Source organism: Neobacillus piezotolerans (assembly GCF_003362805.1).
Taxonomy (GTDB): Bacteria; Bacillota; Bacilli; order Bacillales; family Cytobacillaceae; genus Bacillus_D; species Bacillus_D piezotolerans.
Genome location: NZ_QNQT01000010.1, coordinates 69,007 through 92,328, shown reverse-complemented (window position 1 = coordinate 92,328; position 23,322 = coordinate 69,007). Strand labels below are relative to the sequence as shown.

At 47.4% G+C, this 23,322-nt stretch carries 23 protein-coding genes and 1 pseudogene; 19 read left to right on the top strand and 5 right to left on the bottom strand.

The genetic code is table 11. The features are described 5' to 3' along the window. Positions 1–76: 76 nt before the first annotated feature. Positions 77–616 carry a CDP-diacylglycerol--serine O-phosphatidyltransferase gene (gene pssA / locus DRW41_RS18570; RefSeq protein WP_115453524.1) on the bottom strand — a complete coding sequence of 180 codons (540 nt, stop codon included), beginning with the start codon at positions 614–616 and terminating at the stop codon, positions 77–79. 198 nt (positions 617–814) lie between these two features. On the opposite strand from pssA, the gene DRW41_RS18565 reads away from it, so the two are divergent. After that, positions 815–1,603 (top strand): phosphatidylserine decarboxylase, encoded by a 789-nt coding sequence (locus tag DRW41_RS18565; RefSeq protein WP_115453523.1) that lies wholly within the window; start codon positions 815–817, stop codon positions 1,601–1,603. Between the two features lie 596 nt (positions 1,604–2,199). Here DRW41_RS18565 and DRW41_RS18560 read toward each other — a convergent pair. Next, positions 2,200–2,340: a sporulation histidine kinase inhibitor Sda gene (locus DRW41_RS18560; RefSeq protein ID WP_115453522.1), complete on the bottom strand. Its 141-nt coding sequence runs from the start codon at positions 2,338–2,340 to the stop codon at positions 2,200–2,202. 482 nt (positions 2,341–2,822) lie between these two features. On the opposite strand from DRW41_RS18560, the gene DRW41_RS18555 reads away from it, so the two are divergent. Genes DRW41_RS18555 through DRW41_RS18520 form a run of 8 tightly spaced genes read left to right on the top strand, consistent with a single transcriptional unit; the run spans position 2,823 to position 7,840 of the window. Then, positions 2,823–3,338, top strand: coding sequence for a YqeG family HAD IIIA-type phosphatase (locus DRW41_RS18555; RefSeq protein ID WP_115453521.1), 516 nt, complete (start codon positions 2,823–2,825; stop codon positions 3,336–3,338). Between the two features lie 2 nt (positions 3,339–3,340). Then, the gene (yqeH, locus tag DRW41_RS18550; RefSeq protein ID WP_115453520.1) at positions 3,341–4,447 is read left to right on the top strand and encodes a ribosome biogenesis GTPase YqeH; all 1,107 of its coding nucleotides are present in this window, start codon (positions 3,341–3,343) and stop codon (positions 4,445–4,447) included. Positions 4,448–4,466: 19 nt separating this feature from the next. After that, on the top strand, positions 4,467–5,306 hold the full coding sequence (gene aroE / locus DRW41_RS18545; RefSeq protein WP_115453519.1) for a shikimate dehydrogenase: 840 nt from the start codon (positions 4,467–4,469) through the stop codon (positions 5,304–5,306). Further along, positions 5,300–5,590: a ribosome assembly RNA-binding protein YhbY gene (gene yhbY, locus DRW41_RS18540; protein WP_115453518.1), complete on the top strand. Its 291-nt coding sequence runs from the start codon at positions 5,300–5,302 to the stop codon at positions 5,588–5,590. The genes aroE and yhbY overlap by 7 nt, the downstream gene beginning before the upstream one ends. A gap of 22 nt (positions 5,591–5,612) precedes the next feature. After that, positions 5,613–6,182: a nicotinate-nucleotide adenylyltransferase gene (locus DRW41_RS18535; RefSeq protein ID WP_115453517.1), complete on the top strand. Its 570-nt coding sequence runs from the start codon at positions 5,613–5,615 to the stop codon at positions 6,180–6,182. Continuing rightward, complete coding sequence (gene yqeK, locus DRW41_RS18530) at positions 6,172–6,744, top strand: bis(5'-nucleosyl)-tetraphosphatase (symmetrical) YqeK (protein WP_115453516.1); 573 nt, start codon at positions 6,172–6,174, stop codon at positions 6,742–6,744. Before DRW41_RS18535 ends, yqeK begins: the two co-directional genes overlap by 11 nt. Beyond that, entirely contained in the window at positions 6,741–7,097 is a 357-nt protein-coding gene (rsfS, locus tag DRW41_RS18525) for a ribosome silencing factor (protein ID WP_115453515.1), read from the top strand. Before yqeK ends, rsfS begins: the two co-directional genes overlap by 4 nt. Then, the gene (locus DRW41_RS18520) at positions 7,094–7,840 is read left to right on the top strand and encodes a class I SAM-dependent DNA methyltransferase (RefSeq protein WP_115453514.1); all 747 of its coding nucleotides are present in this window, start codon (positions 7,094–7,096) and stop codon (positions 7,838–7,840) included. Before rsfS ends, DRW41_RS18520 begins: the two co-directional genes overlap by 4 nt. Before the next feature lie 84 nt (positions 7,841–7,924). Here DRW41_RS18520 and comER read toward each other — a convergent pair whose 3' ends face one another. Then, on the bottom strand, positions 7,925–8,749 hold the full coding sequence (gene comER / locus DRW41_RS18515) for a late competence protein ComER (RefSeq protein WP_115453529.1): 825 nt from the start codon (positions 8,747–8,749) through the stop codon (positions 7,925–7,927). Between the two features lie 82 nt (positions 8,750–8,831). Between comER and DRW41_RS18510 the strand changes: the two genes are divergently transcribed. The 3 genes and pseudogenes from DRW41_RS18510 (at position 8,832) to DRW41_RS18500 (ending at position 12,454) form a co-directional block, all read left to right on the top strand. Further along, positions 8,832–9,437 (top strand): helix-hairpin-helix domain-containing protein, encoded by a 606-nt coding sequence (locus tag DRW41_RS18510; RefSeq protein ID WP_115453513.1) that lies wholly within the window; start codon positions 8,832–8,834, stop codon positions 9,435–9,437. 68 nt (positions 9,438–9,505) lie between these two features. Then, a pseudogene (locus DRW41_RS18505) lies at positions 9,506–9,946 on the top strand (ComE operon protein 2); the annotation flags it as partial. Between the two features lie 150 nt (positions 9,947–10,096). After that, on the top strand, positions 10,097–12,454 hold the full coding sequence (locus DRW41_RS18500; protein ID WP_115453511.1) for a DNA internalization-related competence protein ComEC/Rec2: 2,358 nt from the start codon (positions 10,097–10,099) through the stop codon (positions 12,452–12,454). A gap of 45 nt (positions 12,455–12,499) precedes the next feature. Here the strand turns inward: DRW41_RS18500 and DRW41_RS18495 are convergent, their stop codons facing one another. Continuing rightward, the gene (locus DRW41_RS18495; RefSeq protein ID WP_082686880.1) at positions 12,500–12,634 is read right to left on the bottom strand and encodes a YqzM family protein; all 135 of its coding nucleotides are present in this window, start codon (positions 12,632–12,634) and stop codon (positions 12,500–12,502) included. 304 nt (positions 12,635–12,938) lie between these two features. Between DRW41_RS18495 and holA the strand changes: the two genes are divergently transcribed. Next, the gene (holA, locus tag DRW41_RS18490; protein WP_115453510.1) at positions 12,939–13,958 is read left to right on the top strand and encodes a DNA polymerase III subunit delta; all 1,020 of its coding nucleotides are present in this window, start codon (positions 12,939–12,941) and stop codon (positions 13,956–13,958) included. Between the two features lie 131 nt (positions 13,959–14,089). On the opposite strand, the gene rpsT is transcribed toward holA, so the two are convergent. Next, on the bottom strand, positions 14,090–14,350 hold the full coding sequence (gene rpsT / locus DRW41_RS18485; RefSeq protein WP_115453509.1) for a 30S ribosomal protein S20: 261 nt from the start codon (positions 14,348–14,350) through the stop codon (positions 14,090–14,092). 234 nt (positions 14,351–14,584) lie between these two features. Here rpsT and gpr point away from each other — a divergent pair, with 234 nt between their 5' ends. From gpr to DRW41_RS18450, 6 genes are all read left to right on the top strand, one after another. After that, complete coding sequence (gene gpr, locus DRW41_RS18480) at positions 14,585–15,709, top strand: GPR endopeptidase (protein WP_115453508.1); 1,125 nt, start codon at positions 14,585–14,587, stop codon at positions 15,707–15,709. A 109-nt stretch (positions 15,710–15,818) separates the two neighbouring features. Next, positions 15,819–16,991, top strand: a complete 1,173-nt coding sequence (gene spoIIP, locus DRW41_RS18475) for a stage II sporulation protein P (RefSeq protein ID WP_115453507.1) — start codon at positions 15,819–15,821, stop codon at positions 16,989–16,991. 14 nt (positions 16,992–17,005) lie between these two features. Further along, positions 17,006–17,329 (top strand): DUF3679 domain-containing protein, encoded by a 324-nt coding sequence (locus DRW41_RS18470; RefSeq protein WP_115453506.1) that lies wholly within the window; start codon positions 17,006–17,008, stop codon positions 17,327–17,329. A 214-nt stretch (positions 17,330–17,543) separates the two neighbouring features. Continuing rightward, positions 17,544–19,379 carry a translation elongation factor 4 gene (gene lepA / locus DRW41_RS18465; RefSeq protein WP_115453505.1) on the top strand — a complete coding sequence of 612 codons (1,836 nt, stop codon included), beginning with the start codon at positions 17,544–17,546 and terminating at the stop codon, positions 19,377–19,379. Positions 19,380–20,195: 816 nt separating this feature from the next. Beyond that, positions 20,196–21,944, top strand: coding sequence for an acyl-CoA synthetase FdrA (fdrA, locus tag DRW41_RS18455; protein ID WP_115453503.1), 1,749 nt, complete (start codon positions 20,196–20,198; stop codon positions 21,942–21,944). Between the two features lie 49 nt (positions 21,945–21,993). After that, positions 21,994–23,268, top strand: a complete 1,275-nt coding sequence (locus tag DRW41_RS18450) for a YlbE family protein (RefSeq protein WP_115453502.1) — start codon at positions 21,994–21,996, stop codon at positions 23,266–23,268. Positions 23,269–23,322: the final 54 nt, after the last annotated feature.

The window sequence follows — 23,322 nt, the reverse complement described above, 5'->3', positions numbered from 1 at the left end:
TATATGAAGGTTTTTTTGAATGTCTACTTAAAGGGGACAATATCAAGATGAGGCTGCCGGGGGGTTTTTTCGTTTATTAAACTTTCCTTAGTTTGAATGGGCTTACCATCAAGAACGATAGTATCATTACGATGAACAGGAATATTTGGGGCGGAGCATAAGGGATGGCAAGGAAACTAAGTGTAACAAGGCATCCGGCCGCAGTGATTGGGAGCCCTGTGAAATAACCGTTGCTCTCCGTAATATTAAACCGCGCGAGGCGGAAAGCGCCGCAGGCGATGAAGAAAATGGTGAAAAACGATCCCGGGCCGCCAAATTCCGATAAAATCCCCTGATAAATTAATAGTGCGGGAGCAACGCCAAATGATATAATATCACTCATGGAATCCAATTGTTTTCCCAAATCGGATTCAATATTGAATTTCCTGGCAACCATGCCATCGAACCTGTCCGCGAGCGCGGCAATGAAAATGAGCAAAAGGCTTAGTCGTAAATTTCCGTGCATAGTAAATATAATTGCAAAACCACCCAGCGACAAATTCATCATCGTCAGGACATTGGCTGTTTGTGTTTTAAGTTTTTTGACTGTCTGGTCTACTACTTCCAATAAAAACATTTCCTCACTCCTTTTTGTCTATCCGGATCCCTTCAGGGAAACATCCGGTATATGAAAGAAACAAAGGCAGAGGCCAAAGTTCCTAAAATGCACACTCATCCGTCAGCTGGTTTCAATCATTAACCTATCTTACTTTCATTTTAAGGCTTTTATGACGGTTCGTAAAGAGTATATTTACACTAATTGGAGGTAAGTACATTGTTTCAGCCCATCTACCGGCTATTCATCGAATTGACAAATGGCAAATGGACATCGGAATTTCTTAGGAAATTCGCAAGGTCTCCGAGAAGCAGGAAGGTCGTCTCACGGTTTGCCAAGGCCTACAAGCTTAATACCGAAGAAATGGAAAAGCCTCTTGCTGAATTCCCAACCTTGCACGACTTATTCATCAGAAAACTAAAGCCCGGATCCCGTCCGGTTGACCAGGGAGAGTTTTCCGTTGTCAGCCCGGTCGATGCCGTCATAGAAGACATCGGCACCATCAAACCGAATAGTGAGATGGAGGTAAAAGGGAAAATTTATTCCGTTGCCGACATGCTTGGGGACATGGCGACGGCTGAAAAATACATGGATGGGATCTACATGATTTTTTATTTAAGCCCAAGCCACTACCATCGCATCCATAGCCCGGTCGATGGGCAAGTGAAAAGGCAGTGGGCGCTTGGGGCTAAGTCATATCCCGTAAATAAGTGGGGCCTGAAATATGGCGTGGATACCTTGTCAAAAAATTATCGGATGATTTCGGAAATCGAAACAGCCTCCGGCATGGTTGCCGTAGTCAAGGTTGGTGCGATGTTTGTCAATTCCATTGAAACGACACATTCAGGGACCGAACTGAAAAAAGGGGGTGAAATGGCTTATTTCAGCTTTGGGTCTACAATAGTCCTTCTGTTTGAAAAAGGCTGCTTTACTCCGGATCAATCGCTTGTGCCCCCCTTTGATATCAGGATGGGGGAGAAAGTCGGGTCGCTTAGGACTGGTTCATAAGAAAACGGCGCCATCAGCGGCGCCGTTTTTCCATATAAGAACAAAATGCGCAAGCGCCTTCGTGACAGGCAAAGGCCGCCTGTCCCTGCGATGATTATTCTTAGGAGCTTTCCTTAGTGGTCAGCCCCGACCAGCATAAGACGGGGCCCGCAGGACACTGAATGGCATCCCTGAATACGNAAACGGCGCCATCAGCGGCGCCGTTTTTCCATATAAGAACAAAATGCGCAAGCGCCTTCGTGACAGGCAAAGGCCGCCTGTCCCTGCGATGATTATTCTTAGGAGCTTTCCTTAGTGGTCAGCCCCGACCAGCATAAGACGGGGCCCGCAGGACACTGAATGGCATCCCTGAATACGCCCACGCACGAAGGAAATGCGAGCATTTCCGAGGACGGGCCTGCCCTCCGGAGGGAACTGGCTTATAACCTCGAGGGGCTAGGCGCTCCTCGGAAAAGAAAAACACTTTTCCTTCGTGCGATGCTATGCTGCCGCAGCTTTTCTTGTGGAGCTGGATTACAATAACTTGTTTCGAGTTACTCCACAAGGTTCCATTTTATAATTTCCTAGACATTAAAAAAAGCCCGTACTGGGCCATATCAGGATGATACCCTGACTCTATGGGATAAAGAGCGTCTTTGTATTTCCTTTTCGATAAGACGAATAAAATCAGGGCTTAGGTTCAGTTCTCTTGCCTTAAAATAGGACTCGATCAACAAATCATCCGACAATTTGCGCATGAATTCACCCCCTGTTAAAATGTATATCTAAAAAACACGCTGGCTTCATATATTGGTATGTTCATTGTTGTTAACCTTAATCTAACAAAAAAATTCGGACAGAACAATCGTTCTTATTATCCACAGCCACCGGTGGATAACCTGTGATTAAGTTGTTTATAATTGGGAAAAAAGTTATAAGAGCAAGCGGTATAATGTTGATAAAGTTATCCACATGTTAGGTATGCGCTGAATTTGTCGAAAAGTTTTTCTGGCTATTTTCTTTTTTTGACATTTCCTTACACGAAAAGCCAGGAACAAGGATGAAATCCTGGTCTGTTTTCGGCAATTTTTTTATATCGACATCGAACGGTCGCGAAACCAAGCTTTTTCGGTAAATGAGGCAAAAGAGCAAGATTGGGAAAAATGTTTTTGAAACCTATGGCAAAATTGGTTATGATGATAACATTGCCAACCTTATGAAATAAAAACGGGGTGTTACGATGTTAAACCTTTTCCTGCCCACAGAGCATGTAAAGAACGTATTTGAAATTACTCCTGAACAGTTGAAGAAAAAGGGCATCAAAGGGATCATTACCGACCTTGACAATACCCTTGTCGAATGGGACAGGCCGCAAGCCACGCCAAAGCTGATTGAGTGGTTCGATGAAATGCGGAAGAATGATATTCTTGTTACGATCGTTTCAAACAATAATGAGCAGCGGGTAAGATCTTTTTCCGATCCGCTGGGGATACCCTTCATCTTCCAGGCGCGTAAACCGATGACCCGAGCATTCCGAAAAGCGGTCACTCGGATGGGTCTGAAACGGGAAGAAACAGTGGTAATCGGCGACCAGCTGCTGACGGATGTTTTCGGGGGGAACCGGGGAGGTTTCCAGACGATTCTTGTTGTTCCGGTCGCGTCGACCGATGGATTTTTTACTCGGTTCAATCGTAAAATAGAGCGCAGGATCCTGAATTTTTTCCGGAAAAAAGGAATGATTGATTGGGAGGATTAAATGTGGATACGGAACGTGAAATTTGCATTGGATGCGGAATAGCCATCCAGACGGAGCTCCCGGGTGAGCTTGGCTATGCCCCCGCTTCCTCACTTGGAAAGGAGCAGATTATTTGTCAGCGCTGCTTCCGCCTCAAGCATTACAATGAGGTCCAGGATGTTAGCTTGACCGATGATGACTTTCTTAAGATTTTGAATCAGATTGGAAAAACGGACGCGTTGATTGTGAAAATCGTCGATATTTTCGATTTCAATGGCAGCTGGATTCCCGGCATGCACCGATTCGCTGGCAACAATAAAATCCTGCTGGTTGGAAACAAAGTGGACCTGCTTCCAAAATCAGTAAAGCACAATAAGCTCATTAATTGGATGAAGCAAGAATCGAAGGAACTCGGCCTCCAGGCAGAAGACGTGTTCCTTATTTCAGCGGCCAAAGGGCAGAATATAAGGGAAGCTGCGGAGGCGATCGATTCCTACCGGCAGGGGAGGGATGTGTACGTTGTCGGCTGTACGAATGTCGGCAAATCCACGTTCATCAACAGGATCATCCGCGAAGTCGCCGGCGGCCAGGATGTGATTACGACATCTCACTTTCCCGGCACAACCCTTGATATCATTAAAATTCCACTTGATGACGGTAAATCGCTGATCGATACACCGGGAATCATCAATCATCACCAAATGGCGCACTATGTCGGCAAACAGGACCTAAAAGTGATTACACCGAAAAAAGAAATCAAACCTAAGATATATCAGCTGAACGAGGGCCAGACATTGTTTTTCGGCGGCCTTGGGCGGCTTGATTACACGGCTGGGGGAAGAAGGGCGCTAGTCTGCCATTTTTCCAACGACCTTGGCATCCACCGGACCAAAACGGAAAATGCAGATGACCTTTATGCGCGGCATGTGGGGGAAATGCTAACCCCTCCGAACACCGATGAACTCGATACTTTTCCCGAACTCGTTAAACAGGAATATACAATCCGCGAACCAAAGACGGATATCGTCTTTTCCGGGCTTGGCTGGGTGACAGTCAATGAACCAGGGGCGAAAGTAACCGCGTATGTTCCGCGGGGCGTCCAGACGATGCTTCGCAAGTCGCTTATTTAGGTACGGAGGGGGAATCGTGTTGAAAAAGCTTTTTGGCGTCATCGGGAATCCGATTGGCCACTCCCTTTCGCCCCATATGCACAATGATTTGTTCAGCCTGTACGGAATCGATGCCCATTATCACCCCTTCCTTGTGGAAAAGGGAAGGCTGGCTGAAGCAGTCACGGGTTTAAAGGCGATTGGGGCGGCGGGCTTTAATGTGACCATTCCGTATAAAACGGAAATTATCCCCCTTTTGGATTGGATCGATCCGCTTGCAAAAGAAATAGGCGCGGTCAACACAGTCGTCAACCGGGATGGCCTCCTCGCCGGTTATAATACGGACGGCCCCGGATTCCTTAAAAGCCTTGAGGAAGGCTTTCCGCAGCTGGATAATCCGGCCATGCTCGTTATAGGCGCGGGCGGCGCGGCAAGGGCAATTTATTTTACCCTTGAAAAAACCGGGCCTTTGGTGCTTGATATTTGCAATCGAAGCCTATCGAAAGCGGAATCACTCGTAGGGGAATCCCAATTATCCGTTCCGTCCAGGGCGCTCTCCGCAGAAGAAGCGGCCGAAAGAATCAATGAGTATGATATCGTCATCCAGACAACTTCCGTCGGGATGCATCCGGAAACAGGTGAAAGCCCGATTGGGCTTCATAACCTGAACAAGAAGGTGCATGCCGCCGATATTATTTACAATCCTGCCGAAACCGAATTCCTGAAACAAGCCCGGAAGCGGGGGGCGAAGACACTGAACGGCCTGGGGATGTTCGTCCATCAAGGCGCCCTCGCTTTCGAATTGTGGACGGGAATCAAGCCGGATGCGGACAGGATGCGTGAAACCGTACTGAAACAACTGGGAGGTGCAATATGTTAACAGGAAAACAAAAAAGGTTCCTCCGTTCCAAAGCCCACCATCTTACCCCTATTTTTCAAGTGGGAAAAGGCGGAGTGAATAGCAATATGGTCAAGCAGATCACCGATGCCCTTGAAGCGAGGGAATTAATGAAGGTTAGCGTTCTGCAAAATTGTGACGAAGATAGGGACACGGTCGCCGAGGAATTGGCTAATGGGACGGGCGCGGAACTTGTCCAGGTAATCGGGAATACAATTGTCCTTTATAAAGAATCGATGGAGAATAAACAAATCCAGCTCCCATAGGGCATAATAAGGAGGAGGCTTCATGAAAAAAGTAGGCATTCTTGGGGGAACATTCAACCCGCCGCATCAGGGCCATTTAATCATTGCCAATGAGGTTTGCCATTCCCTCGGCCTTGATGAAATATGGTTTATGCCGAACCAGGAACCTCCCCATAAAAGAAAAGCGGCCGGTGCGCCGGATGAACACCGGCTTGGCATGCTTGAAGCGGCGATAACAGGGAATAAATTGTTTAAGGTGGAAAAGGCGGAACTGGAAAGGCCGGGGCCATCCTACACGTATGATACGATGCGGATCCTTGCAGAGAGATACCCTGGGCACCGATTTTATTTTATAATAGGGGCAGACATGGTTGAATATTTGCCTAAATGGCATAAAATCGGCGAGCTTTTAAAGCTGGTTGCCTTTGTCGGGGTCCAGCGCCCGGGTTATTCATTGGAAACGCCATATCCTGTTGAAACAGTGGAAGTACCCGCCATTGATTTGTCGTCAAGCATGATCAGGGACCGGCTCCATGAAGGCAAAACAATCCAATACCTTTTGCCGGATTCCGTCATCAGTTATATTTGGGAGAATAAATTATATGGAACGTGAAGAAGCACTGCAAATCGTCAAAGGGCAACTAACGGAACACCGCTATATCCATACTCTTGGGGTGGTTGAAACAACAATCGGCCTCGCGTGGAAGTATGGCGCCGATCCAAAAAAGGCGGAGCTGGCCGCGATTTTTCATGATTATGCAAAGTTCCGACCGAAAGATGAAATGAAAAAAATCATTCAGGAAAACGGTTATCCAAAGGACCTGCTTGAGTACAGTCCGGAGCTTTGGCACGCTCCAGCCGGGGCTTTCCTGGCTGAAAAAGAGGCGGGGATTACCGATTCGGAAATATTGAATGCCATCCGCTACCATACATCCGGCCGGCCGGGGATGTCGCTTTTGGAGAAAATTGTCTACCTTGCCGATTATATCGAGCCGGGCAGAAATTTCCCAGGCGTAGAGGAAACACGTGAACTTGCAGGGAAAAACCTTGACCTGGCGCTGATCCAGTCTGTCCGTAACACAATTGGATTTTTAATGAAAAAAAACCAGCCGGTGTATCCGGACACTTTTTTAACGTATAATGACCTCGTCAAAAACAGGAGGATTGATGAATGAGCAAAACAGAATTATTACAAGTAGCGGTAAAGGCCGCCGATGACAAAAGGGCTGAGGATATCCTGGCCCTGAATATGAAAGGGATCTCGCTGATCGCCGACCACTTTATCATTTGCCACGGAAATTCCGATAAACAAGTGCAGGCTATCGCCAGGGAAATCAAGGAAAAGGCTGAGGAGAATGGCTATAGCGTGCGCAGGATCGAAGGATTGGATGAAGCGAAGTGGGTGTTAATCGATATTGGCGATGTTGTCGCCCATGTTTTCCACCGCGATGAGCGGACGTATTACAATCTTGAACGTCTTTGGGGAGATGCTCCTCTCGAAAACCTTTCGAGTGTCCTGAATCAATGAGTTACGGACATTTTGCCTACCTGTACGACGGCTTGATGGAAGAAGCGCCGTATGATGGTTGGGTGCGGCTGGTGCTTGACGCCTGGGAAAAATACGGTCCTTGCGGAGAGAAGTCCCTTCTGGATTTGGGCTGCGGAACTGGTGAACTGTCGCTCCGCTTCGCGAGGAACGGCTTTTCCGTTACCGGGGTGGACCTTTCGGCGGATATGCTCTCCGTCGCCCGGGCGAAATCGGAGGAAGCCGGTTTATCCATCCCGTTTTATGAACAGGACATGGCCCAGCTCGAATTGCCCGATAGCTATGGGGTTATTGGGATTTTCTGCGATTCCCTCAATTATTTAAGGAAAGAGGATGAAGTCAAAAGCACATTCAGCCATGCCTTAAGCCACCTGGCGCCAGGGGGGCTGCTGGTTTTTGATGTTCACTCGCCCCAAAAGATCGAAAGGGGTTTTGTGAACCATTCCTTTTCCCTTAATGGCGATTCCGTATCCTATATATGGGATAGCTTCAGCGGTGAAGAACCACTGAGCGTCGAGCATGAAATCAGCTTCTTCGTCCTTGATGAATCAGACGGACGATATGACCGCTTCGACGAAATGCACTATCAGCGGACCTATCCGCCGGAAACGTATCGGGACTGGCTCATGGAGGTTGGCTTCAAAGCTGTTTCCATCACGGCTGATTTTACAAATTCCGAACCAAAACCGGATTCCGAACGAATTTTCTTTATCGCAAAAAAATAACCATAAAAATGGCCAATCCTTTTTAAAGGGAATTGGCCATTTTTTTTTGAAAAAAAAGCAGGAAATACCTTTCCCGATGGTGAATTAGTTAGGAGCATACTGTTCTCCCGCTTTTTCTAAATCCTCTTTAAATTTCCCATGGGTGGCATCAAGAAGATCATGGAATAAATCTCCAAGCCCACTTTCAAGAACCTTTATTCCCTCTCCTGTAATACCGCCTTTCACACAAACCTTTTCCTGAAGAGCCGGCAATGTGTAATGGCCTTTTCTCAGCAGCTCTCCCATTCCGATTATCATGGCGCTGGCCAGTTCCGTCGCGGTATCCGGGTTTATCGCTGTTTTTTTGATTGCCGCTTCGATGAATCCCTGCAAAAGGAAGCTGAAAAATGCCGGACCGCAGCTGACAATATCGGAAGCGACACGAACAAATTGCTGCTCGATTTCAATTGGCGACGAAATGTTGGAAAGTAAATCAAAAACTCTTTTTTTCCACTCCGGGTCGCATTTTTCCCCATAGGTCATTAAACATGCGCCGGCCAACGCCCTGTTGGTAATGCTCGGGATCGCCCTGATCACGGAGCACTCCACCAAGGTTTCTATTTGGGCTGTACTAATTGGGCTTGTTATGGAAACAAGGCATTTTTCCTTTGTAAGAAGGGTGGTGATTTTACCAAGAAGCGAATGGATTTCCAATGGCTTCACACAAATAAAGACCATATCCGAATGACGGGCAACTTCTTCGGCCTTTTCGGCAACCTGTATGCCCGGATATACCTTCTTCAATTCCAATGCTTTCGCCATCGTCCTGTTGGCGACCATTAGGGACTCAGCTTTTATTGCCCTGCTGTCAAGAAAGGCTTCTGTAAGAATTCGCCCCATATTACCTGTCCCGATAATGCCGATATTCATCATTAATTCCCTCCTGGCCAAACGAATTCCATTACACTTTATGAATTGTACAAGCAAAATATACCATAAGGAGAGTTTTCGAATGAAAGAGTGGCTAATTAGGAATAAACTCTATTTAGCCGCGGCTGTTGCCGCATGCGCAATCTTTTTTTATTATAGCTTCCTCCGTGGGACTGTCCCGGAGGCGGAGGGGCACCCGGAACATTTTCCGGTCGTGGAGGAACGGACGGAATCTCCGGCCGCTGTCGCATTGGAGAAAGTCGAACAGATTCTCGTCGATGTAAAGGGGGAAGTGAAAAAACCGGGGGTTTACCGAGCGGAGAATGACGAGAGGGTCATAGATATGATTGAACGTGCCGGCGGCCTGACGGAAAAAGCGGATGCCGCCCAGGTGAACTTTGCCCAAAGGCTTGAAGACGAAATGGTCATCTATATACCCGAAAGAGGAAAAGGAGGGGAGCAGGCCATCCTGACGCCCGCTTCAACAGAGGATGGAAAAATCAACATTAATAAAGCCGACGCGGCGGCACTTCAGGAAATACCGGGAATTGGTCCAGCAAAAGCAGAGGCCATCATCGAATACCGTGAAAAAAACGGTCCCTTTAAGGAACCGTCCCAATTAAAGGAAATAAGCGGCATCGGGGAAAAGACGTTCGAAAAGCTCGAATCTTCCGTTACTGTCCGTTGACCTTACCCGATAAAGGAAGGTAAACTGGTAAGGACAAACAGCGAACATCGCATAAGGGGGAAAAGGAAATGGATAGAATTTCGTGGGACCAGTATTTTATGGCGCAAAGCCATTTGCTGGCTCTAAGAAGCACATGTACCCGGCTAACGGTAGGTGCGACAATCGTACGGGATAAACGGATCATTGCCGGCGGCTACAATGGCTCAATAGCCGGCGGGGAGCATTGTACCGACCATGGCTGCTATGTCATTGACCATCATTGCGTACGGACCATCCACGCTGAAATGAACGCGCTCCTGCAATGCGCCAAATTTGGCGTTCCCACGGATGGAGCTGAAATTTACGTTACCCACTTTCCTTGCCTGCAATGTTCCAAGGCGCTTATTCAGGCGGGTATTAAAACGGTCTATTTCGCGACGGATTATAAAAACCATCCTTATGCGGTTGAACTTTTTCAAAGGGCGAATGTAAAGACGGAGAAGGTGGAACTGAAAGAAACGGTCATTGATTTCAGCAAAATAGCCTCCCCACCCACGCTTACCCAGTAAACAAGCCGATAGTTCAATTTGCGCATCCTCCGTTTCGCGGCGGATGCGTGGATTGGAAGTGAAGGTAAAGCAACGCCGTAGAATACAAATTGAATAAAGTTGGAGGTAACCATGAAAAGGAAGTTCGTCCTCCTTGCCCCAGCGGCCCTATTTGGGACGATAGCCGCGTTTACTCCCCCCACCCCCATCCTTCTGACATTCCTCCTTTATCTTTTTTTCCTTATTAAAACGAAACAGTTTGGATTCCTGGATATAATCATTGTAATCGGGATTTTTATTGTATTTTTCGAATCTGGTTCAAATGCCATCCACGAAAACAGGACGCTGCTTTCCGGAAATGAGAGCGAGTTTTTCTTGAGTTTCAATGCAGGCGCAAAAATCGACGGCGATTCCTTTATGGCCGAAGCAGTCGAGAACAAGACTGGTGAGCATGTGATTGCATCATATAAAATAAAAACGGAACTGGAAAAAGAAGCGCTGGAGAGAGCCAGTTTCGTCGGAAGAAACTGCCGCCTGAGAGGGCAATTGGAACTTCCTTCAATGCGGAGAAACCCGGGCGCCTTCGATTACGGTGAATATTTAAACAAGCGCCATATTCATTGGATTGTGAAATTGGATTACGCCCCATTGGGAAATTGCGGCAAAGCTGCTGCTGGCATCATTGAGGTACTCGGCAAGATACGCGAGAGCGGAATAAAAGGAATGTCGGGGCAGCTTCCCAAGGAGACCGTTCCGGTTGCCGCCGCACTCCTTTATGGCGACCAGTCGTTGTTCACTACGGAGGTAAGCGCCGCGTATAGAAATTTGGGAATCACCCATCTTTTAGCCATCTCCGGCATGCAGGTGACGATTCTTGCGGGGCTTGCCCTATATGCCGGGCTCCGGATGGGCGCGACGCGTGAACGAATTTCAGGCTTGCTTATCCTCATCCTGCCTCTGTATGCAATCCTCGCGGGAGCGTCTCCTTCCGTAATCAGATCGGTCTTGATGGCCGAGATTCTCCTTCTTGCGAATATCCTGCCTAAATCCTTCCCTGTCAGCGCGGCCGATGCTCTGTCACTATCATTCGCGGTCTATTTAATCGCCGATTCGTTTGTCCTGTTCGATCCTGGCTTTCAGCTATCGTATGCAGTAACCTTTGCCCTTCTATTATCGGGCCGGGCGCTCAAGTCGATGCAAGGCGGCGGTTCGGCCATGCTGCTTTCCGGGACGATGGTTTCCCAAATTGCCGCACTTCCGATCCTTTTATTCCATTTTTATGGTATACCGCTCATTGGTACTGCGGCAAACCTAGTCTACATTCCACTTTACTCGTTCTTTATGGTGCCTGCGGTGTATAGTTTGTATCCTTTAAGCTTTCTGGGCAGGTTGTCGGAATCAGCGGCTTTTTTTGTGAATGAGGGGGTCATCCTTTCAGAACGCCTCGCGATTTTCCTGGCTAAAACCCCTATCCTTCTTAACCCGGGGCGCATGGGCTTGCCTTTAATCTGGTTTTATGGCGCCGCTGTTGTTTTTTCGCTGGTTGTTTGGGAAAAAGCGCAGCCCGGAAAAAAGGCAGCCGCCTTTCTTTGCATCCCGGTGATAATTTTGCTCCTTCATGTGACAATAATGCGGGAATCTCCTTCCGCAGGTGAAATCACGATGATAGATGTAGGCCAGGGCGATAGTATTTTGATTGAGCTTCCAAGCCATAAGGGGGTCTATCTTATTGATACAGGCGGTGCGGTTGATTTTTGGAAAAAGGAATGGCAGCGCCGCAAAAACGCTTTTGATCCTGGAAAAGATACAGTCATCCCGCTTCTGAAAGCAAAAGGGATTACGAAAATCGATAAGCTTATCCTGACACACGGCGATATGGACCATATCGGCGGAGCTTTGGCGGTCGTGGCTGAAATCGACATTGAGGAAATCATCATTCCCTCAATACAGGAAAAATCCGAATTGGAAAGAACAATTATCCGGCTCGCAGCTGAAAAGGGAATTCACATCCGTGAGGCGGAGCGGGGAGATTATTGGCAAGAGGGACCATACAGCTTCCATGTTCTTTCACCAAGAGAAGGCTACGAAGGGGAGCGGAATGGCGGTTCCTTATCCATTTACACCATACTTGGGGGAAAGGGCTGGTTTTTTGGCGGAGACTTGGATGAAAAAGGGGAAAATGAAATTACCGGAATGGCCCCCAGTTTGAGGGTCGATGTCCTTAAAGCGGGCCATCATGGGAGCAAAACATCATCTTCGGAACAATTCCTTGAAACATACCGGCCCAAAATAGTCCTGATTTCTGCGGGAGTAAAAAACCGTTTCGGCCATCCGAATGCTGAAACCTTGGGGCGCTTTGAAGAGATTGGGGCGAGGGTGTTTAGAACAGATCTCCATGGGGCGGTTACCTACACTTTTAACGGTAATTCTGGAACCTTTTCTACCTATTTGCCATACACTGGACCATCGAAAGAAATTAACAAGGATTAAGGCCATAATAAAAAGGCCGCGGCGGGCGGCCTTGGAAGGCATCCATTAAGAGCCAATGGCATGGATGACTGTCGCGATAATGAACATGGTTGCGAAAAATCCGAATGAAACAATGAAGCCAACCCCTGAATCAATCGCATCGTTCCGTTTGCTCTGGACGTTTTGTTCAAATTCGTTCACAAGCTTCCCCTCCCTATTTTCCATAATAGTATAAGCCATCCCATTAAAAAAATCCAGCATTGCCTGCCAGCTTGCTTATTGTCAGTACTTAACACAAATAAGTTACATGGCCATGGCGAAATATAAAAGCAATAAGGCGTTCCGCCGGCAAGACAAGACCCGGGGCTTGCCAGGCCGGCGTTCATATAAAATGGGGATCGGGCCATGGAGCACCCGATTCCCTTTGAATGCTTGAAAAATTGGACGGGCTTCTTTAGGATAGAGAGAGAAGAAAGGCGTATTTCCGTTTGGGAGAGTTGCGATAATGGTAATGGAATTATGGAAACAAATAAAGGCGAAGCAATTTTCCCCTGTCTATTTGCTGTTTGGGACAGAATCATTTTTAATGAGGGAAACTGGCCAGCTTTTGCTTGAACAGGTGCTTGGCGATGAACGGGACTTTAACTTTTCAACATATGACATGGAGGAATCGCCTATCGAAGCGGCGATTGAAGATGCGGAAACGTTTCCTTTTTTGGGTGAAAAAAAGATTGTTTTTGTCCAAAACCCAGTCTTTTTAACCGCGGAAAAGCAAAAGGAAAAAATCACGCACAACCTCGCCAGGCTGGAAGCATACTTAAAAGAGCCGGCGCCGTATACAATTCTTGTGTTCTTTGCTCCATATGAAAAGCTGGATGAGAGGAAAAAGGTTACAAAGGAATTAAAGAAGGCTGCGGCAGCCGCCGAGCTAAAAAAGCTTTCGGAACCCGAAGTGAAGCAATGGATTGCCGGACAGGCGAAACGCAAGGGGTTTACAATGGATCCGGAGGCGGTGGAAATCGTTGCCTCGCTTGCCGGAACCAATCTCTTCATGCTGTCGAATGAATTGGACAAGCTTGCACTGTATGCCGGGTCCGGCGGCAGGATTGATGCGCAGACCGCCGAAATGCTCATACCGAAATCACTTGAACAAAATATATTCAGCTTAACGGACAAGGTTGTCCAGCGAAAAACGGGTGACGCGCTCCGGATTTATTATGATTTGGTCAAGCAGAATGAAGAGCCGATCAAAATTCTCGCCCTATTGGCAGGCCAATTCAGGCTGATTTATCAAATAAAGGAACTGGCAAGGAAAGGATATGGGCAGCAGCAGATAGCAGGCTTGCTTAAAGTCCATCCCTACAGGGTCAAGATGGCGGCGGGGCTAGCGGGCAGGTTTTCTGATGAAGAACTCACGGGGATGATTGGACAGCTAGCTGAAGCGGATTATCTTATGAAAACTGGTGGAGCCGATAAATCCCTCCTCGTTGAATTGTTCCTCATGAAGCTAGGGAGACCATCGTAATAATAAAAGTGAAAGCGCCCTTTAGAAGGGCACTTTTCCTTCGTGCGATGCTATGCTGCCGAAGCATACCTTGTGGAATTCGACATAAAAAAACAGCCTGCTCCCATTCTGGGAAGCAGGCTTTCTCACTCTTATAGAGAGTTGATTTTCTTTGCAAGGCGGGATTTTTTGCGGGCTGCAGCATTTTTATGGATAAGGCCTTTCGAAGCAGCTTTATCCAGCTTGCTCACAGCATCGGCAAAAACTTCCTTCGCAGCAGTGCTGTCGTTAACTGTAATCGCAGCTTCAGCTTTTTTAACAGCAGTACGCATTGTAGACTTAACAGCTGTATTTTGAGCGTTGTTAGCTTGGTTGGTTTTCACACGCTTGATAGCAGATTTAATGTTTGGCATTCCATTCACCTCCTAAAAAAAGACCCGAGACACTTCTATGAACTCGACTTTCACTTCCATAAACATAAATAGGAACAAAAGATATTCTATCAAACGCCCGCCCATATTGCAATACTCCAGTTGCAAATTGTGTAAAACCAAATTCCTTGACAGCCTGAATGAATTGCCCGAGGGCTGGAAAATATATAAAGTAACATGAATTGGCAATTTAAATAGACTTGGGGGCATACGTGCATGAGTGAAACAATTGATGTTAGCAAATATGGACTCAGGACAGACCTCGCTGTGGAAGCAAGGGAAATGGCTATCGCGGGAAGTCAGGGTACAATAGGGCAGGAACGGAACGTATCGGAGATCGAGGGAGTCATCATAAAAGAAAAGGAAGTCGATGGGATGAAGGTTTCCCTTGTGGAAATTACACCCGAAGGGCAGAAGCAGGTCGGAAAAAAGCCTGGTAGATACCTTACGATTGAAGTGGCCGGCATCCGCCAGCAAGATACCGAGCTTCAGGAAAGGGTAGGGAAATTATTTTCAGATGAATTCGCCGGTTTTCTTGAGAGCGCCGGAATTGGGAAGGAAGACTCATGCCTTGTTGTCGGCCTTGGGAATTGGAATGTTACGCCCGATGCGCTTGGTCCGATCGTCTGCGAGAATCTTCTGGTGACGAGGCATCTCTTTGACCTTCAACCGGAGAATGTCAAGGAAGGCTACCGTTCGGTCAGCGCGCTTTCTCCAGGTGTTATGGGCTTAACTGGAATAGAAACAAGCGATATTATTTCCGGGGTTGTCGCAAAGACAAAACCGGGCTTTGTAATTGCGATCGATGCGCTCGCTTCGAGGTCGATTGAACGAGTCAATTCAACCATCCAAATCTCTGATACAGGCATCCATCCCGGTTCTGGAGTTGGTAACAAGCGGAAAGAACTCAGCAAGGAAACGCTAGGCATTCCCGTCATAGCGATAGGCGTTCCGACGGTCGTGGATGCGGTTTCCATAACAAGCGACGCCATCGATTTTGTACTGAAGCATTTTGGCAAGGAAATGAGGGAAGGTAACAAGCCATCAAGATCGCTCGTCCCAGCCGGCATGACATTTGGGAAAAAGACAAAACTGACAAACGAAGACCTGCCTGGTGAGGAACACAGAAAAACGTTCCTTGGCATTGTTGGCACCCTTGAGGAAGAAGAGAAGCGACAGCTGATCCACGAGGTGCTTGCCCCGCTCGGGCATAACCTGATGGTCACTCCAAAAGAAGTCGATGTATTCATTGAGGACATGGCGAATTTAATAGCGACTGGATTGAATTCAGCGCTTCACACTGAAGTGAATGAAGGGAACGCGGGCTATTATACGAGGTAAGGATCAGGTTCTACCAACTCTATCGGCGTCATATGATTTACTAGAAATCGGGTTCCAAGCATTGACTGTTTGGAACCGCTGGTGAATCAATCGGCGGGATGGTGGGACGATGAAATATAGATCGAACAATGCGCTAATAATATCAGGGACAGGCGTGGCAAAGGGAATCGCGCTGCTGGCCCTCTTCCTTTTTGGCAGTTTTTCCGCGAGCGGGCTCCTTGCCTCCCTTGGCGGAGAGAATCCCATGGACTTAGGCCAATCAACTGGAAAAATAAATACGGATTTGCTTTTCCAGTTTCCGGGGTGGGAGAACCATTATTTCACGGCCCGGGAGGGAGAAGGGGGCAGCCCTAAGTTGGCCAATCTTTTTTTATCCATTTCGGCAAACATCCAGCTTGACGATCCGAGGAGCCTGCTGGGGAGGGAGCTGCCTGGTTTTTATTTATTCGATAGCTGGATTGCCGTCGCGGGGGAAGGGACAAATTATACGAATATGCCGATTGAATCAGCTCCGCCAATTGAAATAATGAAGGCGGAACGGGAAGCGGCGCTTCAGAATCTGAGTGAAATTCCTTCCTCCGGCAGCAATGAAAGTCCGCCTTCAGCCAGATGGAAAGAGGGCGTGTTCATTTATTTCTCCCATAACAGGGAGTCTTATTTGCCCTACTTGAAAGGCGTAAAAGACCCAAACAGCGCCTACCATTCAAAAATCAACGTCACACAAATCGGGAATGTGCTGAAGAAAGGCCTTGAAGCAAGGGGTATTGGGACGACTGTTGATAAAACAGACATCAATAAAAACCTGCTTGCCAAGAAATTGGGATATGAGCAATCGTATTCGGAAGCAAGGAATATTGTCAAAGAAGCGATGGCTGCGAACAAGGAACAATATTATATTGACATACACAGGGATTCAAAACGGAAAAAAGACACAACCAAACTAATTAACGGTGCTTCCTATGCAAAGCTGGCATTCATTATCGGCGGCGATAATCCAAACTACAAAAAGAATTTGCGATTAGCAAAAGACCTTCACGAGCAGCTCGAAAAGAACTACAAGGGGCTGAGCACCGGTGTGTGGGTAAAAAAAGGAAAGGGAACAAACGGAAAATACAACCAGGATTTATCGGGCAACGCCATCCTCGTTGAATTTGGCGGAGTCGATAATACATTCGAGGAGCTTAACCGTTCCGCTGAAGCATTTGCCGATGTATTCGCCGATTATTTCTGGCAGGCTGAGAGTGTAGGAAACCCCATTGAACAGCCTGCGGATAAAAAATAGTAGGAGGGATCGGCATGAAGCTTTATATAGTAAAAGCCCTCGGCCTTACCGCCCTCATGTTCGCTCTGACCCTTGGGGGTATGCAGGCGGCAAATGATGGAATCAGCCGTATAAAGGGATATGGGGATCCGGCCTTCAGGCAGCCTGTTTCAGTTGAAAAAGATGGCCCAGGAGAATTGAAAGTCGCCATTATGGGCGGGGATGGAAAGACCCTCCGTTTTAATGAAGGAAATGGGAAAGAAACGGACAGCTTCAATTTCTTTTCATCAATGGGCAAGGCACTGACCAGTGTTTTGTCAGGAGCGGTACGGGGAATACTGGAGTTTTTTTCACAGTGATGCACCATTTTTGCGTCCGGGTATAGACCACGGGCGCTTTTTGTTTTTCTTTCGGATATACCGTAAGGTCAGTCATTCTTTCCGGCCATTTCCATTGCATGGTTAAACCTGCGCACAACTCTCGGGGGCTCCCCGCACTTTTCATTGAAAGTTGAATTTTGTGCTGATATAATCAAAAATAGTCTACATGTGCGTAAAACAGGAGTGAACCCCATTGAATAGAGAAGATCGTTTGAAAAGGCAGTCGAGAATCAGGAACTTTTCGATCATTGCCCATATTGACCATGGCAAGTCGACGCTTGCCGACAGGATTTTGGAAAAAACAAATGCATTGACTTCGCGCGAAATGAAGGACCAGCTGCTTGACTCCATGGACCTTGAGCGTGAGCGCGGCATTACGATTAAGCTTAACGCCGTCCAGTTGAAATATAAGGCAAAAGACGGGGAAGACTATATTTTCCATTTAATCGATACTCCGGGACACGTGGACTTCACGTATGAGGTTTCACGGAGCCTTGCCGCCTGCGAAGGCGCTATCCTTGTCGTGGATGCGGCGCAGGGGATAGAAGCCCAAACGCTTGCGAACGTCTATCTTGCCCTAGATAATGACCTGGAAATCCTTCCGGTTATCAATAAAATCGATTTGCCGAGTGCCGACCCGGAGCGGGTCCGAAATGAAATTGAAGATGTAATTGGACTCGATGCTTCCGAGGCAGTCCTTGCTTCAGCCAAAGCAGGCATCGGAATTGAAGACATCCTGGAACAGGTTGTCAAACAGGTCCCAGCCCCATCAGGAGATCCGGAAGCGCCATTAAAAGCGTTGATTTTCGACTCCCTTTACGATGCATACCGCGGCGTTGTCGCTTATATCAGGGTGGTCGACGGAACGGTCAAGGTCGGCGATAAAGTTAAAATGATGGCTACCGGTAAAGAATTCGAAGTAAACGAAGTCGGTGTGTTCGCGCCAAAAGCGGAAGCGCGTGAGGAATTGACAGTCGGAGATGTCGGCTTCCTTACCGCTTCGATTAAAAATGTGGGCGATACGAGGGTTGGTGACACGATTACCAACGCCAAGGGCGGAGTTACCGAACCGCTCCCAGGCTACCGTAAATTGAATCCGATGGTTTACTGCGGTTTGTATCCAATCGATTCCGCAAAGTTTAACGATTTGCGTGAAGCCCTTGAAAAACTCCAATTAAACGACGCGGCCCTCCAGTTCGAGCCGGAAACGTCCCAGGCGCTTGGATTCGGTTTCCGTTGCGGATTCCTCGGCCTTCTCCATATGGAAATCATTCAGGAGCGTATTGAGCGCGAGTTTAAAATCGACCTGATTACGACAGCTCCGAGCGTAATTTATCACGTCATTATGACGGATGGCACCGAGCTGAATGTGGACAACCCATCAAATATGCCGGATCCACAGAAAATCGACCGTGTTGAAGAGCCTTATGTAAAGGCGACCATGATGGCCCCAAATGATTATGTCGGCGCGATTATGGAACTTTGCCAGCATAAAAGGGGTATTTTCATCGATATGCAGTACCTGGATGAAAATCGTGTCAGCATTGTATATGAAATTCCGCTCGCGGAAATTGTTTATGACTTCTTCGACCAGCTCAAGTCGAATACGAGGGGCTATGCTTCCTTCGACTATGAGTTGATTGGCTACAAGCCATCGAAGCTTGTCAAAATGGACATTTTGCTGAACACGGAAAAGGTTGATGCCCTCAGCTTCATCGTCCATAGGGATTTTGCCTATGAACGGGGAAAGACAATTGTTGAAAAGCTGAAAGATCTGATACCAAGGCAGCAATTCGAAGTGCCAATACAGGCCGCCATTGGACAAAAAATTGTCGCGAGGTCAACGATAAAGGCAATGCGCAAAAACGTTCTCGCCAAATGTTATGGCGGGGACATTTCCCGGAAGAGGAAGCTTCTTGAGAAGCAGAAGGAAGGGAAAAAGCGGATGAAACAGGTCGGCTCTGTTGAAGTTCCGCAGGAAGCATTCATGGCCGTCCTTAAAATGGATGACAACGGCCCTAAAAAGTAAAGAGTTAATCAGATGGCAGGCATCCGCCCATATTAGGCGGAGCCTGCCTTTTTTTGTGGTAAGGACAACTATAATATCGGACATTGTCCAGAAATAGAATCGCAGGGACACCAAGGAAAACTCCTAAGAATTATCATCGCAGAGACACACGATCTTTGTGTCTCGAAGGCGCTCGCGCATTTTGTTCCGGTTAAGGAAGCTTTTATGCGATTAAGCGAGTTTTTTTCCAACAGGGGGTTCGTTCATCACGGGTTTGCAAGCGAGTTGCCGAAGAGCCAGCCAGTTTTAAAAAACAGATGCCCTGTTTTGAAGTGTGTGCTCTTATAAAACTTGCAGTTTGTTCACCTATTGCCACCTTGAATGGGTAGGTAACCGGGGTGCCGGGAGTTGGAAAGGTGACAGGATAATTACAAACCCGGATAAGTTGTCCGAAAACCCGGATAAGTGGCGTGAAAACCCGGATAAGTGCCTCGAAAACCTGGATATTTTTTCCCGCAAGAAAAACTGTTCCCAAAAGTCCACGAATGAACCTCATTTTTTGGCGGGCATTATCCGTTTTGTCCTTTGTGAATGCCGCCGCACCTTTTCCTCTGAACGGTTCGGAAATCGCGGAGCAGCATGATTTACACTAAATTAAGGAAAAAAGCTAAAAATTTAATATTTTTGCAATGTAACCCATTTCAATTTTATTCGATTGCAATCCTGGAAGGACTATACTTCAAATGAAGTCAGGGTTTGTCCTTTTATTTGGTTTGCTATTTTCGGCCAGCCTCGAGGGCAATAAGCTTAAAATTTATTAACCGGGGTGATAGAAAAGTGATTTATACGATTATTAAAAAGAATTCCTATCAAGATTCAATCAACCTCATGTTGTTGACAAATGCGATTTCAGCTACTGAAGGCATCAACAAGGCGCAGATCATGATGGGAACGCCTGCGAACAAAGATATTTTTAAAGCGGCGGGATTGCACTCTGAAGAATTGGAAGCAGCCCAGCCAAACGATATGGCGATTGTAATCGACACGGATGATGAAAAGAAGATTGATGAAGTTCTTGAAAAGGTTGAACAATATCTGCAAAACCAGGCAATGACGAATAAAGGCAATGAATTTGAAACAGTCAGGACATGGGACAGGGCCATAAAGGCGCTTCCGGAAGCGACTGTGGCGCTCATTTCGGTTCCTGGAACTTATGCAGCCGAAGAAGCGGATAAAGCGCTTGATCTGGGCTTGCACCCCTTCATTTTCAGTGATAACGTCTCGCTTGAAGAAGAAGTAAGGCTTAAGAAAAAAGCCCATGAAAAAGGCCTTCTTGTAATGGGTCCGGATTGTGGTACAGGCATTCTGGATGGCATCCCGATTGCTTTCGCCAATGTTATCAACAAAGGCAGAATTGGAATTGTCGGAGCTTCCGGTACAGGAATCCAGGAAGTAACCGCAATCATTGACCGCCTTGGCGAAGGCGTAAGCCATGCAATCGGCACCGGCGGGCGCGATTTGAAAGAACCGGTTGGGGCAATCACGATGATGGACGGAATCCGCTCTCTGGAAGCCCACAGGCAAACTGAGGTGATTTGTGTCATTTCCAAGCCGCCCGCAAAAGAAGTCCGCAATGAAGTTGTCGACCTGCTTCAAGCTGTCTCAAAACCTGTAGTCGCGATTTTCCTTGGCGAAAAACCTGCACAGTATGAAGGAAATGTCTATCAAGCATATACATTGGAAGAAACCGCGCGGATTGCTGTAGACCTTGCGAAAGGAAACGAAGTAAAACCGGATTATAATGCCGGCTCCTATGAAGTGGACAATATTGACCTAAAGCCAGGACAAACAGCAATCAAAGGCCTTTACTCTGGCGGTACCCTTGCCTCTGAGGCTGCTGTGCTTATTTCCGACGCGCTTGGACTTGGAACGGATATTAAGAACGAAGACGGCTATGTCTTAAAGCATGACGGCCATGTTGTTGTAGACCTTGGTGATGATAAGTACACCCAAGGAAAGCCACACCCAATGATCGACCCTGAAACACGCGCCAGGTTTATTGAAGAGGCTGCCGCAGATGAACACACCGCAGTCATCCTCCTCGATTTGGTTCTTGGCTACGGATCGCATGATGATATGGCCAGCGCATTGTTGCCATCGATTAATAAGGCTGTTTCCCATGCAAAAGAACAAGGCAGGAAGATCCATGTCGTTGCATCTGTCTGTGGAACCGAAAACGATCCACAAGACTACCAGGAGCAAAAGAAACTTCTCACCGAAGCAGGAATCATTTTAAAGGACAGCAATAACCAGGCTGTTCGCACCGCGCTTGCCATCGTAGGCCAAAAGGTTAACGATGTGGAGAAAGCCCACGTTGAATCGGCCGTGCCGGCAAGAGGATTCAACCTTGAAGTTTCAAAGGAAATGGAAGCACTCGTGAACAATAAGCCAGCCGTGATTAACGTAGGCCTTAAAAGTTTTACAAATTCAATTACCGCTTTCGGGGGACGGGTCGTTCAGTTTGACTGGAGGCCGGTTGCTGGAGGAAACGCGAAAATGAGGAAAATCTTAAGCCTGCTTAAATAAGTTGCTATACAGGATTGTAACCAAACTATAATGATTGGGAGGATTCTTCATGCAATACAAATCTATGGATGAAGCAAACAAGGCAGTTATTGAAAAAATTTCAGGATCAGCTCCATTCCTTGTCGATGTTGTGCCTGCAAAGGAAAAAATTAAAGAATTAAACGAAGGCAAAGTCCTCCTTCACGCGGGACCGCCAATCAAGTGGGAAGACATGACCGGCCCCATGCAGGGCTCCTGCATCGGCGCTTCCCTTTTCGAAGGCTGGGCGGAAACCGAAGAAGAAGCGGTCCGCGCGCTTGAAAACGGCGAAGTGAAATTCATCCCTTGCCACCACGTCAACGCCGTTGGCCCAATGGGAGGAATCACCTCCGCGAATATGCCGGTTTTCGTCGTTGAAAACCGTTCTGAAGGAAATGAAGCTTACTGCATCATGAACGAAGGAATTGGGAAAGTGCTCCGCTTTGGCGCTTTTTCCGACGAAGTTATCAATCGCCTTAAGTGGATGCAGAATGTTTTGGGACCAACCATCTCCAAAGCGCTGAAGCTCACTGAAAACGGACTGAACATGAACGTTATCATCGCAAAAGCGATTACGATGGGAGATGAGTTCCACCAGCGGAACATTGCCGCTTCACTTATTTTCCTAAAAGAAATCAGCCCGTACATCGTTGAGCTGGACATCGATGACAATGACAAAAAAGCAGTCATCAAGTTCCTTGCCGATACGGACCAGTTCTTCCTGAATATCATGATGGCAACTAGCAAGGCTGTCCTTGACGGAGCGAGAACAATCCAGGAAGGTACAGTTGTAACAGCAATGTGCCGAAATGGGAAGGATTTCGGAATCCGCATCAGCGGCATGGGCGATGAGTGGTTTACCGCTCCCGTAAACACACCGCAGGGACTTTTCTTCACCGGTTATTCCCAGGACGACGCCAACCCGGATATCGGGGACAGCGCGATTACTGAAACTTTTGGAGTCGGCGGAATGGCGATGATCGCGGCGCCTGGCGTAACACGATTTGTCGGTGCCGGCGGATTCCAGGACGCACTTTCCACTAGCAATGAAATGATGGAAATCTGCATCGACCAAAACAGCAACTTTACGATTCCAACATGGGATTTCCAAGGAACATGCCTAGGGATTGACGCTAGGAAGGTAGTCGAAACCGGGATTGAACCAGTTATCAACACCGGCATTGCCCACAAGAAAGCGGGAGTAGGCCAGGTTGGCGCGGGAACCGTCCGCGCTCCAATAGGATGCTTTGAAAAAGCACTGGAAGCCTATGCGATCAAATTGGGCCTGTTTGATCCGGAAGAATAACAAGCTAGGAAAATACAACTGGAAAATGAGGAATATCTCCAATAATATTCCTCT